The organism is Ruegeria sp. CF5, from assembly GCF_056537325.1.
Genome location: NZ_JBQFRI010000003.1, coordinates 308,631 through 324,912 on the forward strand (window position 1 = coordinate 308,631; position 16,282 = coordinate 324,912).

13 protein-coding genes are annotated in these 16,282 nt (G+C 57.5%); 8 read left to right on the plus strand and 5 right to left on the minus strand.

Annotated elements, in window-relative coordinates; all coding sequences use genetic code 11:
- Position 1 precedes the first annotated feature (1 nt).
- Both ACR0NW_RS10810 and ACR0NW_RS10815 read right to left on the minus strand, forming a co-directional pair.
- Entirely contained in the window at positions 2–919 is a 918-nt protein-coding gene (locus ACR0NW_RS10810; protein WP_480791754.1) for a dihydrodipicolinate synthase family protein, read from the minus strand.
- 8 nt (positions 920–927) lie between these two features.
- Positions 928–1,638 carry a GntR family transcriptional regulator gene (locus tag ACR0NW_RS10815; RefSeq protein WP_480791755.1) on the minus strand — a complete coding sequence of 237 codons (711 nt, stop codon included), beginning with the start codon at positions 1,636–1,638 and terminating at the stop codon, positions 928–930.
- Between the two features lie 158 nt (positions 1,639–1,796).
- Between ACR0NW_RS10815 and ACR0NW_RS10820 the strand changes: the two genes are divergently transcribed.
- The 4 genes from ACR0NW_RS10820 to ACR0NW_RS10835 all read left to right on the plus strand — a co-directional run bounded on the left by ACR0NW_RS10820 (position 1,797) and on the right by ACR0NW_RS10835 (position 5,898).
- Complete coding sequence (locus ACR0NW_RS10820; protein ID WP_480791756.1) at positions 1,797–2,879, plus strand: quaternary amine ABC transporter ATP-binding protein; 1,083 nt, start codon at positions 1,797–1,799, stop codon at positions 2,877–2,879.
- 9 nt (positions 2,880–2,888) lie between these two features.
- Entirely contained in the window at positions 2,889–3,860 is a 972-nt protein-coding gene (locus tag ACR0NW_RS10825; protein WP_480791757.1) for an ABC transporter permease, read from the plus strand.
- A 19-nt stretch (positions 3,861–3,879) separates the two neighbouring features.
- Positions 3,880–4,872, plus strand: coding sequence for a glycine betaine/L-proline ABC transporter substrate-binding protein ProX (proX, locus tag ACR0NW_RS10830; RefSeq protein WP_480791758.1), 993 nt, complete (start codon positions 3,880–3,882; stop codon positions 4,870–4,872).
- A gap of 75 nt (positions 4,873–4,947) precedes the next feature.
- Positions 4,948–5,898: a GlxA family transcriptional regulator gene (locus ACR0NW_RS10835; protein WP_480791759.1), complete on the plus strand. Its 951-nt coding sequence runs from the start codon at positions 4,948–4,950 to the stop codon at positions 5,896–5,898.
- Between the two features lie 316 nt (positions 5,899–6,214).
- On the opposite strand, the gene ACR0NW_RS10840 is transcribed toward ACR0NW_RS10835, so the two are convergent.
- Entirely contained in the window at positions 6,215–7,096 is an 882-nt protein-coding gene (locus tag ACR0NW_RS10840; RefSeq protein ID WP_480791760.1) for a LysR substrate-binding domain-containing protein, read from the minus strand.
- 277 nt (positions 7,097–7,373) lie between these two features.
- Between ACR0NW_RS10840 and ACR0NW_RS10845 the strand changes: the two genes are divergently transcribed.
- Genes ACR0NW_RS10845 through ACR0NW_RS10860 form a run of 4 tightly spaced genes read left to right on the plus strand, consistent with a single transcriptional unit; the run spans position 7,374 to position 13,690 of the window.
- Entirely contained in the window at positions 7,374–9,827 is a 2,454-nt protein-coding gene (locus ACR0NW_RS10845; RefSeq protein ID WP_480791761.1) for a GcvT family protein, read from the plus strand.
- Between the two features lie 15 nt (positions 9,828–9,842).
- Complete coding sequence (locus ACR0NW_RS10850; RefSeq protein ID WP_480791762.1) at positions 9,843–11,363, plus strand: trimethylamine methyltransferase family protein; 1,521 nt, start codon at positions 9,843–9,845, stop codon at positions 11,361–11,363.
- 56 nt (positions 11,364–11,419) lie between these two features.
- On the plus strand, positions 11,420–12,430 hold the full coding sequence (locus ACR0NW_RS10855; RefSeq protein ID WP_480791763.1) for an Ldh family oxidoreductase: 1,011 nt from the start codon (positions 11,420–11,422) through the stop codon (positions 12,428–12,430).
- A gap of 15 nt (positions 12,431–12,445) precedes the next feature.
- Positions 12,446–13,690: an NAD(P)/FAD-dependent oxidoreductase gene (locus ACR0NW_RS10860; RefSeq protein ID WP_480791764.1), complete on the plus strand. Its 1,245-nt coding sequence runs from the start codon at positions 12,446–12,448 to the stop codon at positions 13,688–13,690.
- A gap of 225 nt (positions 13,691–13,915) precedes the next feature.
- Here the strand turns inward: ACR0NW_RS10860 and ACR0NW_RS10865 are convergent, their stop codons facing one another.
- Together ACR0NW_RS10865 and ACR0NW_RS10870 are read right to left on the minus strand one after the other, a co-directional pair.
- The gene (locus ACR0NW_RS10865; protein WP_480791765.1) at positions 13,916–15,040 is read right to left on the minus strand and encodes a mandelate racemase/muconate lactonizing enzyme family protein; all 1,125 of its coding nucleotides are present in this window, start codon (positions 15,038–15,040) and stop codon (positions 13,916–13,918) included.
- A complete protein-coding gene (locus ACR0NW_RS10870; RefSeq protein WP_480791766.1) occupies positions 15,037–16,128 on the minus strand; it encodes an alcohol dehydrogenase family protein in 1,092 nt (363 codons plus the stop codon). Before ACR0NW_RS10870 ends, ACR0NW_RS10865 begins: the two co-directional genes overlap by 4 nt.
- Between the last annotated feature and the right edge of the window lie 154 nt (positions 16,129–16,282).

Here is a 16,282-nt window from a genome sequence, read left to right on the forward strand (position 1 = left end):
CTTAGCCCTCCGCCACGATGTCAGCGATTGTTTTCTTCAACACGCGCGTCACCTGTTCCAGCGCGCGTTTGTCGTCCTTGTTGAGACCCTTCAGCGGAGGCCGCATCACGCCCGCATCAATCCCGTTCATGGTCACGCCATGCTTGATGGTCTGGATAAACTTGCCGCCCTGCTCGAGCACCCGCATTAGGGGCAACATCGCGCTCATGATCCGACGACCTTTGGCGAAATCGCCCTCAATGACGCAGGCGTTGTATAGCGCCACATGCTCGGCGGGCAGGAAGTTCGACCCGCCGCAGACCCAGAACGGCGCGCCCCAGGCGAAGAACTCCAGCGCCTGATCGTCCATGCCGCAACCCAGCTGGATATGCGGATAGTCACGTGCCAGCAAATGCACCCGGTTGATATCGCCCGAGCTTTCCTTGATGCCACAGAAATTCCGGCTGCGGCCCACACGGTCGAGGAACTCCTCTCCCATCATCGTGCCGGTGCGGTGGGGATAGTTATACAGCATCACCGGCAGGTCAGCGGCCTTGTCGATGGCCAGCGCATTCAACGCGTTTTCCCGGTCGGTTGGCACCGAATAGGGCGGGCTGGCCAGCAGGATCGCCTCCGCTCCGATCTCGCGCGCGCCGGAGGCCAGCGCGATTGAGTCCGGCGTCAGCATTGCCCCGGTTCCCACAACCAGCGGCAAACGCCCCTTCAGTTGCGCATGCGTGAACCGTGCCAACTCCAGTCGTTCCTCTACGGTCTGGGCATAGTTCTCGCCCGTCGACCCCCCCGAGATCAGGCCATGCACGCCATTCTCGATCAGGTATTCGATCACATCCGACAGGGCGTCCCAATTGACGCTGCCATCGTCGCTATATGGGGTCACCACCGGGGTGTAGATCCCTTCAAATTTGAACAGGGGAGTCATTCAGGTCCTCATGCAGGGGTTTTGCGCGCCATCGTCCCCAGTGGCAAGTCAAGCCCGGCGGGCATAACAAACAACTCGATCTGATCGCGCGATAGGTTCCAGTGATCAATGGCCAGCTGGGCTGCAGCCGCCTCGTCGCCGGCCTCGATTGCGGCGATGATGGCGTCATGTTGTGCGCTGGCCTCCGAGAGGTTTTCCGCCATCTGGTGATCCTGAGGGCGGTAGAAGGTCATCCCGATCCGGGCATGATCGATCAGCAACCGGTTGAACGAGGGCAGCAGATAAATGTTGTCCGCCATTTCACCCGTAATCTCGTGAAAGCGGTTGTTGGCCATGGCCCGGTCGGCGCTCGAACCACTGCGCAGCGCTGCCTTGAATGCCTCTTGTGCGTCTTTCAGCGCATCAACTTGCGCGCGCGTGGCGTTCTTGGCTGCCAACTTCAGAACGGCCCCGTACATCATGGGCGCCGCCAGAAAGAAATCGCGCAGTGTTACGTGGGACATTTCACTGACCCGAGCGCCGCGATTTTCCCGCAGGTCTACATAGCCCTGACCCGCCAGTTGACGCAAAACCTCGCGCAACGGCGTACGCGACAGCCCAAACGCATCCGACAGATATGCCTCATCCAGATCGGCACCAGGACGCAGTGCAAGCGTCATGATGGCTGTTTTCAAGTAGCCAAAAAGCTCTGCCTTTTTGTTCTTGGACGCGTCCTTCATTCCGATCTCCATCGTTGTTTCTGAACTGGCCAGGTCAAGATGGCGCTGTTGCTCGTGCGGGGCAACCACATTGCGCAAATTGTGTTAGATCAAAATACAATTTGTGTACATAGAAAAAATATGCAGTATGCAAGAAATGTTTTGGAGGGGAGACTCTGGTGACGACGCAATCAGAAGAGGCCGTGATCGATTGCCGCAACTTGTGGAAGATCTTTGGTCGCCGCGCAGACGAGGCGATGAAAGCCGTTCAGGAACAAGGGCTTGGAAAGCTGGAAGTTCGTGACCGCTTCGACTGTGTCGTTGGCGTGCAGGACGCGACCTTTACGGTTGGGCGCGGCGAGATCTTTTGCATCATGGGGCTGTCGGGATCAGGAAAATCGACCCTGATTCGTCACGTGAACCGGCTGATCGAACCTACGTTCGGCCAATTGTTCATTGAAGGGCAGGACGTCAATAAGCTGTCCGCGCGGGATCTGCGCGAGGTGCGGGCCGAGAAAATTGGCATGGTGTTCCAGAACATGGCGTTGATGCCGCATCGCACCGTGCTGGACAATGTATCTTTCAGTCAGGAAGTGCGGGGTCACGATCCGAAAGAACGGCGCGACAACGCGATGCGCGCGATCGACGCCGTGGACCTGAACGGCTGGGACCAGAAGTACCCCGATGAACTCTCTGGCGGGATGCAGCAGCGCGTGGGTCTCGCAAGGGCAATTGCGGCCGATCCCTCGATCCTGTTGATGGACGAACCCTTCTCGGCCCTCGACCCGCTGATCCGTCGTCAGTTGCAGGACAAGTTCATGTCCCTGTCGGCGGAAATGAAGAAAACCACCCTGTTCATCACACACGATCTGGACGAAGCGATTCGTATCGGGGATCGCATCGCCATCATGAAAGACGGTGCGCTGGTACAAGTTGGAACGCCCGAGGATATCGTCACCAATCCTGTCGACGACTATGTGGCCGACTTTGTGGCCGGTATTTCCAAACTGGAACTGATTTCGGCCGGCAAGATCATGGAGCCTGTGGAAGCGTTCGAGCAGCGCCGGGGTCCGGTAGATCCCGAAGCCTGGCCCGAAGCCCATCCGGACCACTCACTCGATGATCTTGTAAACCTGTCCATCTCGACCCAGCACCCGGTTGTGGTCAAGGCCGATGGCAAACCGGTTGGGATCGTCACCAAGAATGCCCTGCTGCGCGGCATTCAGGGCGAAGTCGATGATCCCGCGGCAATGAAACACTGAGAGGGCGCCATGGCAGAGACAGAATTCAATATCCTTGATCCCTTCTCTTCGGTGGATCTTGGCATCGCCGAAAGCGCGGATGGCGTCAAAGGTTGGGCCATCGCCAACAGGGGTATCATTCAACCGATCAAGAACGTCTTCAACGAGATGATCGTCAGCATCGACACCGCTTTGAACGCGGTCCCGCCGCTGATCATGCTGATCATTATCACGCTGATTGCGTGGCAGGCAGCCGGGCGCCGCACGGCCATTCTCGTTGCCATTTCGATGACCGTGCTGGGCTTTCTATCGCCCAATGCGTGGAGCCTGGCTATGACCACGCTGGCAATCGTCGTATCGGCTGTGATCCTGTGTTTCTTCATAGGCCTGCCCTTAGGCATTCTGGCAGGCAAGAACGATCGCTTCGAAGCGGCCATTCGCCCCATTCTGGATACGATGCAGACAATCCCGGCCTTTGTGTATCTGGTGCCGGTGGTCATGCTGATTGGCATTGGCAACGTTTCAGGTGTGGTGGTGACAATCATCTTTGCGCTGCCGCCCCTGATCCGCCTGACCTCGCTGGGTATTCGTGGTGTGAACCCTTCCGTGGTCGAAGCCGCTCGGGCTTTTGGCGCCAACCCACGGCAGGTTTTGTTCAAGGTTGAATTGCCCTTGGCCACACCGACGATTTTGGCAGGTGTCAATCAAACCATCATGTTGTCACTTTCGATGGTTGTGATTGCTTCGATGATTTCGGTCAAAGGGCTGGGCAACGAAGTGCTGCGCGCCATGGGCAGGCTGGATGCCGGTAAGGCTCTGGTCGGCGGCCTGGGTATCGTAATTCTGGCAATCGTATTGGACAGGATCACGCAAGGTATGGGCCAGTCGGGCCGCGAGCGCGGCCATCGCCACTGGTATGAGGGCGGCCCTGTCGGAGTGGTGTTGCGCCTGATCAAAAAACCTCAATCCGAAGAAATCCCTGAACCACAGAAAACGAACTGATCAATTGGGAGGAACCTAAATGTTCGTCAAATCCACTATGGCCGCATTTGCTGCCACGACCATCCTTAGCACTGCCGCCATTGCGGACGGACATCTGCCGGGCGAAGGTATAACCGTCCGCCCGATCATCCAGCCGATCACCGAAGAACTGTTCCAGCATCGTATCCTGTTCAAGGCGCTAACAGATCTTGGATACGAAGTGGCCGAACCCGAAGAGGTTCAGGCGCAGACGCTGCACTTGGCGTTGGGAACTGGCGACGCGGATTTCACAGCTGTTCACTGGAACGGCCTGCATGACACGTTCTTTCAGGAATCCGGCGGCGATGAGGTTCTGGAAAAAGTGGGCACCCTGATCGATGGTGCGTTGCAGGGCTATTTGGTTAACAAAGCCGCCTATGATGCCGGTGTGCAAAATCTGGGTGATCTGGCCGATCCCGAAAAGGCTGCGCTGTTTGATGCCGACGGTGACGGCAAGGCCGACCTGGCAGGCTGCGTTCCCGGTTGGGGCTGCGAACGTGTGATCGAGCATCAACTCGACGAGTTTGGTTTGCGCGACACGGTGAACCACAACCAGGGTGAGTATAATGCGATTATTGCCGACACGATTGCACGCAATGAAGGCGGTGAAAACGTGCTGTATTACACATGGACTCCGTATTGGGTTTCGGGTGTCCTGATCCCGGGTGAAAACGTCGAGTTTCTTGCTGTTCCGTACTCGTCCTTGCCGGACGGAGCGACCGCCGAGACGACTTTCGATGGCAAGGACCTGGGCTTTGCCGTCGACAGCATTCGCATTGTTGCGACCGATGACTTTCTCTCAGCGAATCCTGCTGCTGCAAAGCTGTTCGAAGTAGCCAAAATTGACATCAATGATATTTCGGCGCAGAACAAGAAGATCGCGGACGGCGAAGACAGCTCGGATGACATCGACCGCCACGTCGACGAGTGGATCGCGGCAAATCAGACAGCCTATGACAGCTGGCTGGAGGCTGCTCGCACCGCTGCGCAATAACCTCTAGGGCATATCCCTGCTACTGAGACTGCGCGGTTCGTCCCGCGCAGTTTTGCATTTGAATCGAAGGCCACCATGTCCAACCCACAGCACTTTGTCTTTCTGCTTGTCGAAGAGTTCTCACACCTGGCGTTTTCCTGCGCGATTGAACCGCTTCGTATTGCAAACCTCGTGCAGGGTGACGAGCTGTATAAATGGACAATTCTGTCGGAAGATGGGGTAACCGTCACCTGTTCAAATGGTATCAAGACAATGGTGGACGGCGGCACATCAAGCATCCCCAAATGTGACCGTCTGTTCGTTCTGTCAGGCATTAACATGCAAGCCTACGCCTCCCGGTCACTGCTCGCCGCGCTCCGGCGTGAACGTGCTGCGGGAACTCAGATCGGGGCGCTGTGTTCTGGGGCCTGGCTGCTGGCGGAAGCGGGGTTTCTGGACGGCTCTGACGCGGCAATTCATTGGGAGTATCACGACAGCTTCATGGAGGCCTTTCCCGAGGTCAATCTGGTGCGCAGCGTTTTTACCGTTGAAGGCAAATTCATAACTGCATCCGGCGGTACGGCCACGGCGGACCTGATGCTTCATCTCATTGAACAGCACCACGGCCATGATCTTGCCGTCGCGGTGTCCGACCAGATGGTCTATAACGCGGTTCGCAATGCCACCGCGGAACAGCGCGTCTCGATCCAGTCACGAAACGGAATGCGCAACGCTCATTTGGCCAAGGCAATCCAGATCATGGAAAAATCCATTGAAACACCGATTTCGCCGTCAACAATCGCACTGGATGTTGGGATATCAACGCGACAACTGGAACGCTTGTTTGGCAAGTATCTGAATGCGTCTCCTAAGAAGTACTTTATGGATATGCGCCTGGACCGAGCGCGCAAGCTGCTGTTGCAGACAGAATCCTCGGTCACCGAAGTAGCGTTAGCCTGCGGTTTCGAAAACCCTGGCCATTTCGCGCGGGTGTACCGCGCATATTTCGGGGTTACGCCTCAAATGCAAAAAAACAAGATCGGCTGACCTGTTGTTTCTGCGTAAATGGAAGGTCGGATAAGTAGAGAAGCCGGGAAATCCTGATTTCCCGGAATTGCGCAGTGCGGAACGCCGATCATGATGTATGGGACACCGAACTCGGCACGGTCGCAGAACCGGTGACCGTAACAGCATCTTTTCTGTGTGGGACGTTTTAGAAATGGCCGTAAATCTTTGCGCACAGGCGGTGCTGTATCCAATCGCGCGTATGGTCGGCGATGGCGCAGATTGGCTTGGAGATCGAGAGTCGGACAAAACTATTCAACAGTCCCGGGAGCGGGGATAGCGGAATAACTTTGTAAGTTCAAAAGTTCTCTGCCAACCAATTAAATACTAGCTCGGCCCGGGCGGATGCGTTGTTGTGCAGAGCCACATAAAAATCCAGCGGCGAGGAAAGTGCCTGCGGCAGCAAGCTGACCAGTTTTCCGGACGCGATGAGTTCCGAGGTCAGCCCCTCCCATCCCAACACGGCCCCCATGTCGTCCTGTGCGGCCTGAAGCGCAATGGTATAATTGTTGACGCGATGCGCTGAGTTCAAGGGTCCGTGGTAACCCAGTTGTTTGGTCCATTCGTGCCAATCCGTCCACCCCGTTCCCGGCGCATCAAGGTGGATCAAAGGGATGCGCGTGAAGTCTCGGATGCTTGTAATTTTATTCTGCTCCAAAAAGCGTGGGCTGCCGAGGGCCATGATCCGATCTCGAAACAGGACATGGCAGCGGGCCTTCTCCTCGGAGGCGTCACCGTAGTGAATGCTGATATCGCATTTCGATGAATCGAACCCCAGATCCGTGACCACCTGTGTCACTGAGATATGCCCGTAGCTTTTCCAAAATTGCGCAAGGCGGGGCGTTAGCCACAGCGAACTTACGGCCGTGCTGGATCGGATGGTCACACCGGATCGGTTATATTGCAGACGCAACTGTTGCAATGCCTCGCTGATACCTTCGAGCCCACGTTGCAAAGCGACCAGCAAGTAAGCCCCGCTTTCTGTCAACTCGACCCCGCGATGGTGTCGGCGAAACAGTGCGCAATTGAGTTCGTTTTCCAGGGACTTGACCTGATGGCTGATAGCCGCCGGGGTAACGTTTAGCTCTGTCGCGGCGTTTTTAAAACTGACATGGCGCGCGGCGGCTTCGAAGCTGATTAACGAGCTTACGGGGGGAAGTTCATAGGGGCCTTTGGGCAAGGTGGTTTGACCTTTGATCCTTGAGTTTTCGATTTTTAAGTAAAAAAATCGAAATTTGAGTTACTTCAACTATCGCAAAGTGAATTTTTTTGCAATTGCCCGAAGGGCCGCAGCCCGCAATGTTGGCCACTAGCATTCGGGGGTGCCCGTCTTGGACGGCATGGCAGTGATCATGGTGACGTACTTGCCTGCATTCCCGAAAATTCCCGGCATCAGCGATTTGCCAGAATGCCTGGGTTTTTGGCCGATTTTCGGCGCAAGTTAGGGAGTCGATAGAATGATGTCGCATGCAAAAGTTGTGGTCGTCGGTGGCGGATGCGTAGGGGCATCGATCCTTTACGGTTTGACTGAACATGGGTGTTCGGACGTCGTAATGCTGGAACGCACGACGCTGACCTCGGGGTCCACCTGGCACGCGGCAGGTTTGTTGGTGACTTTTGTGCGATCGCACAACGTGTCGAAAATGACGATGGAAACCATTCGCATTTACTCTGAGGTCGAGGAAAAGATGGGCGCCTCGGTGGGTCTGCGCAAAGTTGGTCAGCTACGCGTTGCCAATACCGAGAAACGCTGGGACGAATTTCAATCCTATATTTCGATTGCCGAAGCCGCAGGCGTGCCTTGCAAATTGGTGACGCCAGAAGAGATCGCAGAGATACACCCCCTGTTGAACCAAAGCCCCGATATTCGTGGCGGTATCCTGCACACCGAAGACGGCTATGTGAACCCGGCCGATATCACCATGGCACTGGCCAAGCTGGCGCGGGATGCGGGTGCGAAGGTTTATCAGAATACCGAGGCGCAGTCTTACGAAAAGCTGGACAATGGTCACTGGAAGGTGAGCACCAACCAGGGCGAGATCACCTGCGAGCATCTGATTTTCGCCACTGGCAACTATGCCCGCGAGAACGCGCGCCGCGTAGGACTGGATCTGCCCTGTATTCCGATCATTCACCAGTACTGGACCACGGATACAGTGCCGCTACTAAAAGAGCGCCGCGCACAGGGCTTGAGAGAATTCCCGATCCTGCGCGACGAGGATTACGGCGCCTATCTGCGCGAAGATGTGGGCGGCATCCAGTTCGGCCCCTATGAATTCACCAAAGACCTCAAACTGTTTGCCGAAGACCGCGTGCCACCAGAATTTGGCGCGGACCTGCTACCCGAAGATTTCGATGCCGTGGAAACCCAGTGGGAGCGCGCCATCGAACGCGTCCCTACGCTGGGCGAGGTTGGCATCAAGGCCAACACCCGCGGTCCTTTCCAGATGACTCCGGACGAGCTGCCTCTGGCTGGTCCCGCACCGGGGCATGAGAACCTATGGCTGGCCGAAGGTATGCCGGGGGGCATCCTGTGGGGCGGCACCGTTGGCCATCGTCTGGCCAAGTGGATCGTCAACGGCGATCCGGGCATGGATATGTCCGAGCTCGACCCGCGCCGCTTCTCGGACTACGCGTCCAAGCGCTGGACCATGGACAAGGTCCGCGAAACCTGGGGCACCCACATGAACGCGCATGTTCCGGGTGAAGACTTCCCCGAGGCGCGCCCGATGAAAACCATGGGTTCTTACGACCTGCTGACGGCGCAAGGTGCGGTTTGGACCAGCTTCAACGGTTACGAATTCCCCCGCTGGTTCGCCAAATCGCCGGAAGAGGCCATCCCGGAACACAGCTTTCGCCGCACCAACCACATGGAGCTGGTGCAGGAAGAGGTGCGCCGCACCCGGCAAGAGGCGGGCTTCATCGAAATGTCGCCGATGACTAAGTTCACAGTGCGCGGGTCGGGGGCTGCCAAATGGCTGGATGGCCTGATGGCAAACAAACTGCCCAAAATCGGCCGTATGTCCCTGTCGCTGATGTTGAATGATCAGGGTGGTATGGATGCGGAATACACCATTGTTCGGTATGCCGAGGATGACTTTTATCTGATCTCCACCCCAAACTGGCGGGCCTACAACTGGGACCAATTGCAACGTCTGCTACCCAAGGACGGCTCGGTCATCATTGAGGATATCTCGGAACAGCTGGGCGTAATCGCTCTGGCCGGTCCAAACTCGCGTGAGATCCTGTCGAAGTTGACAGATAACGATTTGTCGAACAAAGCCTTCCCGTGGCTTTCGGCCCAGATGGGTGAGGTGGGATATGCCAAAGGTGTGCACCTGCTGCGCGTATCCTATACCGGTGAACTGGGATGGGAGCTGCATCACCCGGTTGGCTATAACCGTCACATCGCGGATCAGCTGCTGAAGGCGGGCGTCAAACCATTCGGTCTTGAGGCGCTTGAATCCATGCGGCTGGAAAAATCCTATCGCGCCATCAACCGCGAAATTTGCAAAGACATGACCCCGTATGAGGCCGATCTGGGCCGCTTCGTGGCCATGACCGAAAAAGTCGGCGGTCAGGTTTGCGAACGTGACTTCATCGGAAAGCAGGCGCTTGTGACGCAGAAAGAAGCAGGCGGGTATAATGTTCTGGTGACGCTTAAACTGCCGTTTTGCGATACCTCGGTGATGTTTGATGAGGGCGTTTATGCCGATGGCAAACTGATCGGTCGCGTCACTTCGGGCGGCTTCTCTTATTACTGCAACCACGACATCGCGATGGCGTTGGTACCGCAGGACATGACGGCACCGGGCACGAAAATGCAGGTGCTGGTGCACAACGAAATGCGCGACGCCGAGGTAATTGATGTCTGCGCCGTTGATCCAACCAGCGCTCGCGCGCGCGCCTGATCCGGAGGGGTTGCTATGACACAAGTAAAAGCACGTTCGGGCCGGGGTGGCCGCGCAGCGCGGGTGCAAGCCCGCACCAACCCGCCACCGGTTTACCTGCCTACACTGAACCGCAAGATCGGACCGATTGATCTGCTTGGCCCCGAAGGAGTCGAGAAGATTCATAACGCGGCCATGACGATCCTCGAGACTACCGGTATCGAATTCCGTGACCCGGTGGCCTTGGCCGATTGGAAAAAACACGGCGCAGATGTTCAGGGAGAGCGTGTCCGTATCGGCCGCGACATGTTAATGGACCTGATCTCGGCTGTTCCGTCTGAATGGGGTTATGCGGCACGCAACCCGGACCGTTCATTGCGGGTCGGAAACCGGAACTCGGTGTTTGCGAACGCTTACGGTGCCCCTTTTGTCTATGGTCTGGATGGCGTGCGTCGCCCTTCGATGCTGGAAGATGCCCATAACTTCTTCAAGATGAGCCAGATGAGCCAGTCGATGATGGTTCCGGGTATCCTGCCGGTCGAACCGCAGGACGTGCCCGTACCACACCGCCACCTTGAGCTTGTTCATGCGGCGCTGACGCTGACAGACAAGCCGATCAAGGGGTCGGTGCTGTCGGAACAGGCCGCGCGCGACTCGGTCGAGATGACGCGTATCGTGTTCGGCGAAGAGTTCGTAGACAACAACGTGGTGATGGCCGCGCTTCTAAACTGCAACACGCCGCTGGTCTGGGACGAAACCATGCTGGAAAGCTTGCGGGTATATGCGAGCGCCAACCAGCCCTGCCTTCTGTCGCCATTCGTTCTGGCAGGGGCCTCGACCCCGGCCAGCCCGCAAGGTGGCGTGGCGCTGCTGATCGCCGAGTCGCTGGCAGGCATGGCCTATAGCCAGATCATCCGGCGCGGAGCGCCGATGGTTCTGGGCGTGGCAATCATGGGTGTATCGATGAAGACCGGCGCGCCGATGATGGGCTCCCCCGAACCGGGGCTAATGAACTTGCTCGTGGGTCAGATGGCCCGCTTCTACGGTGTCCCGTGGCGAACCTGCACGATGTGGACCGGATCAAAAACTCCGGACATGCAGGCGGCGTTCGATACGGCCAACACCATGTGGCCAGTGCTGCTGGGCGGTGCCAACTATATCGTGCACTCGGCGGGTTTCCTAGAAGGTGCGCTTGGGGTCAGCTACTCGAAATGGGTGCAGGACACCCGGCAGCTTGAGAACTTCCACCGGTTCTTCAGCGGTATTGTGGATGAAAACCTCGATGCGCTTCTGGATGACATTGCAGAGATCGGCCCTGGTGGTCATTTCCTCGGGACCGACCACACCCGGGAAAATCCGCTGCACATGAACCCGCTGCAAAACAATGACAGTTTCGAGCAGTGGGAAGCGGAAGGGTCGAAAACCGCTGAAACCGTCGGCAACGAAGAGGCGCAGCGTATTTTGGACAACTATGTCAAGCCGCCTATGCCGGATGATCAGCGCGGGGCACTAGATGAATTTGTTGCCAAAAAGAAGTTGGATTATCAGAACGCATAACTGAAATTCGGGCGCGCAAGCGCCCGCCAACCAGACAAAAGGACAGGATGAGGCTTATGACTGACGCTCCGACGAAAACGCTGTCACTCGAAGAGGTGAAGGCATTGGCCAAATCCGTCCTTGTATCCGCGGGCCTTGATGCACATAGCAGTGAAGTCATAGCAGATCTTGTGCGGATGTCCGAACGCGATGGCCCCCGCAGTCATGGGCTACGCTTACTGCCGATTTACGCGCAATATCTTTCATCGGGTTACGCCAACCCGAAGGCGGCGCCGTCAATCCAGCGAATAGCGCCCGGTGTGTTACGTGGCGATGGCGACAACGGGTTCTATCAGGTAGCCGCATTGGCAGCACGGGCAGAGCTGATTGAGATGGCGCGCGAGAACGGGATTGCGGCCTTTACCTGTGCCAATTGTCACCATCTGGGCGCGCTGCGCTTTGACACCGGGCCACTGGCCGAGGCGGGGCTTGTGGCGTTGGGGGTCGTGAACTCATTGTCCATGGTAGTGCCGCAAGGTGGGGTGCGCCCGGTTTTTGGCACCAACCCGATGTCTTTTGCGTGCCCGCGCCCGGGGGGCGAGCCGATAGTCTGGGATCAGGCATCCTCGATGGTGGCGCTGATGGATATCAAAATGGCCGCGGCCGAGGGCCATGATCTGCCGCACGCCGGAGGGCTGGATACCGATGGCCAGCCCAGCACCGATCCGAACGCCATTCTGGAAACCCGCAGCCTGTTGCCCTTTGGCGAACACAAAGGTGCGGCCATTGCCTTTCTGATCGAGGTGCTGGGTGCGGCGCTGGCCGGCGGTACCTTGTCGGTCGACAATCAGGAACGTGAAACCTTTGGCGCCCTAAACATCAAAGGTGGTGCAACTCTGATCGCGATTGACCCGAGCCGGTTCGGAAACCCTGCGTTCAACGATTACGTCACCCGTATCTGCGCCGAGATCGAAGGCAACGGAACCGCACGTGTGCCCGGAGATGGGCGCCTAAAAAACCGCGCGGCGGCCGAAGCGGACGGAGTTTCCGTCGCGTCCGACCTGATGGCACAGTTGCAGGCGTTGTAGGAAAGGTCGCAAGACATGCCTGATTTGGTGGTGATCGGCGGCGGCATCGTGGGTATCTCCTGCGCGCTGGCTTTGCAGGCTGAAGGATTTCATGTCACCGTCATCGAGCCGGGTCCGGTAGGTGAGGGGGCCAGTTGGGCCTCGTGCGGCTGCATCGCCGTGGGCGAGGTCGTGCCGCTGTCTCAACCCGGGATGTTGTTGAAAGTTCCCGGGTTTTTGATGGATCCTAGCGCACCTTTGACATTGCGCCCAAGCTCAGCCCTGCGGTTGACGCCTTGGTTCAGCCGCTTTGTCGCCAATGCGCGCCCATCGAAAATGCGTGCCATTGCGGCGGACTTGGCGCGACTGAACTTTTTTGCAACTGCGGATTTTAAAGCGCAGCTGGCTGATATCGGGCACCCGGAGCTGTTGGTGGAACGTCCTGTCATAAAGCTGTTTGACGGAGATGACGATCGCGCCAGCATGATCGCAGCCTTTGATCTGGCCCGTGAACTGGGGTGCTCGATCGAAGAGGTCAGCGGCGGGGATGCACATGACATCGATCCGGCCATTGCACCTGATTTTAAGTATGCCGCTCTTCTGCGGGATTGGAGCTTTGTGACCGAACCCAAGCGACTGGTCGAGGCGCTTCATGAAGCCTTCCTAAGTCGTGGGGGTTCGGTCACCTCTGGCAGTGCAGTCGGCTTTGACCGGGATGGTCGTCAGGTGAAGGCCGTGAAGCTGCGCGATGGCCGGACCTTTGCCGCTGACGAGTTTGTTCTGGCCGCGGGCACGCACTCCCGTGATCTGGCAGCAGATTTGGATGTTCCGCTGCAGATCGAAGGCGTTATCGGCTATTCCACAGCCCTAAAAAACAGCGGAGTCGACCTGTCCCACACTGTGTTCTACGCAAAAGGCGGGTTCGGCATCACGCCTTACGATGGTGCGCTTGCCGTTGCCGGGACAATTGAATTTGCCGGAATAAACGCGAGCCCAAACTGGAACCGCGCCGATATATTGGTGAAAAAAGCACGGCGTGTTCTGCCGGGGTTGCAGCCAGGTAGCGCTAAACGCAGGTTCGGACGGCGGCCGCTGACGCCCGACACTCGTCCGATCATCGGCAGAAGCGGCAGGTTGGCGAATGTCACTTTTGCAACAGGCCATGGGCAATTGGGCCTGACGTTGTGTGCAACGACCGCGCGGCTGGTGGCGGATGAAATTATGGGTCGACCGCTCCAGACCGACACTCAGGCTTTTAGTCCCGACCGCTTTTCGGGTTAAGGATGACGTTCAGTCGCCCCAAGTGCGTATCTTAGAATTTAGCTGTAAGGCCTAAATTCGCAGATGGCTGATTGGCGAATAAGCTACCTGAACTAGACGTCCGTGTTAAGGCAGCGGCCCAAATCTGGACAAGGCACGCGTACTAATAACATGGTGTAGCAATTGTCGTTGCAACCTTGTGTGCTACCCAGCAACCCGAATAGCACAGTCTCTTTGGAGTGGTGTTCAACTTTGCCACGATACGGTTGGCTCTCCTAGAACCGAGCAGTCGACGGTAATACCTAGCCCCGGAGCTTTTGGCGGCAGGACACCACCGTGTTCTACTGGTGCGTCAAACTCCGCTGTTTTCAGCGTTACCATATCCCGGCAATCCAGAATGCAACGAAGATACCGTTCGGGCACCGTCGCACCCAAATGGACTATCCCGGCAAAAGCGATGGCCGAGCCGACCGTATCCTGCACACTGATCGTCAAACCTGCCGAACGGCAGACATCCCGGTGACGCCGCCCACGGGTCAGGCCGCCTGCCTTCGAGATTTTCAGGCCGATCCCATCCGCGATATCCTGAGATACAATCTGCGTGATATCCTGATCCTGCTGGGCAAGTTCGTCGATAATGATCGGCACATCACAGCGCTGACGCAATGACAGTGTTTCGCGCCAGGAAGAGCAGGGGGCCTCCAGCACAAAGTCCAGACCGTCTGGCAACATGCGCAACATGCGCAGGGCTGTTTCTGGGATCAATCCACCATTGGCGTCGACAATGAAATACTCACCCGGCCGGCGGTCTGCCAACGAGGCCGCGATCCGTTCTGCGTCCAGCGCGGGCCCGCCCTCGGAATCCAGCGCACCGATCTTGACTGAGTGCCCAAGGTAACCCATCGCACGGTGCTCCGCTACGCGGCGGCGCATGTCGTCGGGGTCTCCGGCATAGATTGACGAGATGGTTGGAAGGCGATTGCCGGTTGCACCACCAAGCAATTCGCAAACCGGCATGTTCACCGATTTGCCGAACACATCCCAACAGGCGATATCCAGCGCGGTTTTGGCGTGATTGTGCCCAACCAGTGCTTCATCCATCGCGTCGTTGATCCGGTCGACCTGACGCGGGTCGCGACCGATCAGATAAGGCGCAATCTCTTCAATCCCCGCGCGAACACCACGGGCGTGCGACGCGATGTAAGTCGAGCCGAATGGCGTGCTTTCCCCCCAGCCCTCGATGCCCGTATCGGTTTCAATGCGCACGATGCCAGCATCAAAGCTGCGGTATTCACGCCCACCGGACAGAAGATAAACACCGCCAGAATAGGGCAGTGCAACCTGGTACAATTCAATTTTGGCTATTTTCATTCTTTGACCTCGGGCGGCAGCAAGACCAGTTTGCCAGTGTGTTTCTTGGCAAGGAAATCCTCTTGCGCTCGACCGATATCCGCAAGTGGATAGGTGGCCGATAAAACCGGGCGAATTTCGCCTTTCTCGATATAGGACACAAGGTTCGGAAAGACCTCGTCGGCCTGATAGGTTGACCCGAACAGCGACAGGTCCTTCAGATACAGCGTGCGCACGTCCAGTTCCGTGATCGGGCCGGCAATAGCTCCTGCCGTGGCATACCGCCCACCCCGGCGCAGCACCTCCAGCATGCTGGGCCACTGAGGGCCTGCCACCAGATCGATCACGACATCAATGGACATTTTCCCCAGCGTTGTTACCAGATCGACATCGCGGTCGATCACCTCGTCTGCGCCAAGGGCACGCACTTCATCGGCCTTTGAGGCTGACGATATAGCGATCACATAGGCCCCGCGCCGCTTGCAAAGTTGAACTGCAGCTGAACCAACGCCGCCCGAGGCGCCGGTAACCAATACACGCTCGGCACCGACCGAGGCACGATGCAGCATGTTTTCCGCTGTCGAATAGGCACAAGGAACCGAGGCCAGTTCGGCATCCGTCCAGTCGCAGTTGATCGCGTGGGTAAACTCGGATTTGGCCACCGTGTATTGCGCAAAACCGCCATCGCATTCCGACCCGAAGGTGATGCACGAGAACGGCTCGGCCTCGCGGTTGGGCTGGATGGTCTGGACCAGCACCCGCTCACCGATGCGAGCGGGATCGACGCCTTTACCAACGGCCTCGATATAGCCACAGGCGTCGGCCCCCTGAATGCGCGGGAAGGTCAGCGGGATACCCGACCAGCTGGCATCGTCATCGTCAACGGTGTCGAACCCATCGGCCCCGCCGGCTTCAGTATCGGCAGTGACCGCTTTGGAGTACCAACCGATCCGGGTGTTGATATCGGTGTTGTTGATCCCGGCGGCGGTCACGCGGATGAGAACCTCGCCCTCGTTGGGGGTCGGTACGGGAATGTTGGTGCGGTATTCCAGTTTCTCAATCCCGCCGTGGCCCGTTAGTTGGACTCCGGCCATGTGTTCGATCGGCATTATGCGCAACCTTTCCCGTACACTGCTTCTTTCAAATTGGCGTGGCTGGCCGCGAAGCGACCAAACTATGAGCGCCGCATATAGCACTATCATAGGGGCGCGGGTTGTCCTCAGAGATGCACGACGCAACTGGTTAAAAAACGGCATCAATGAA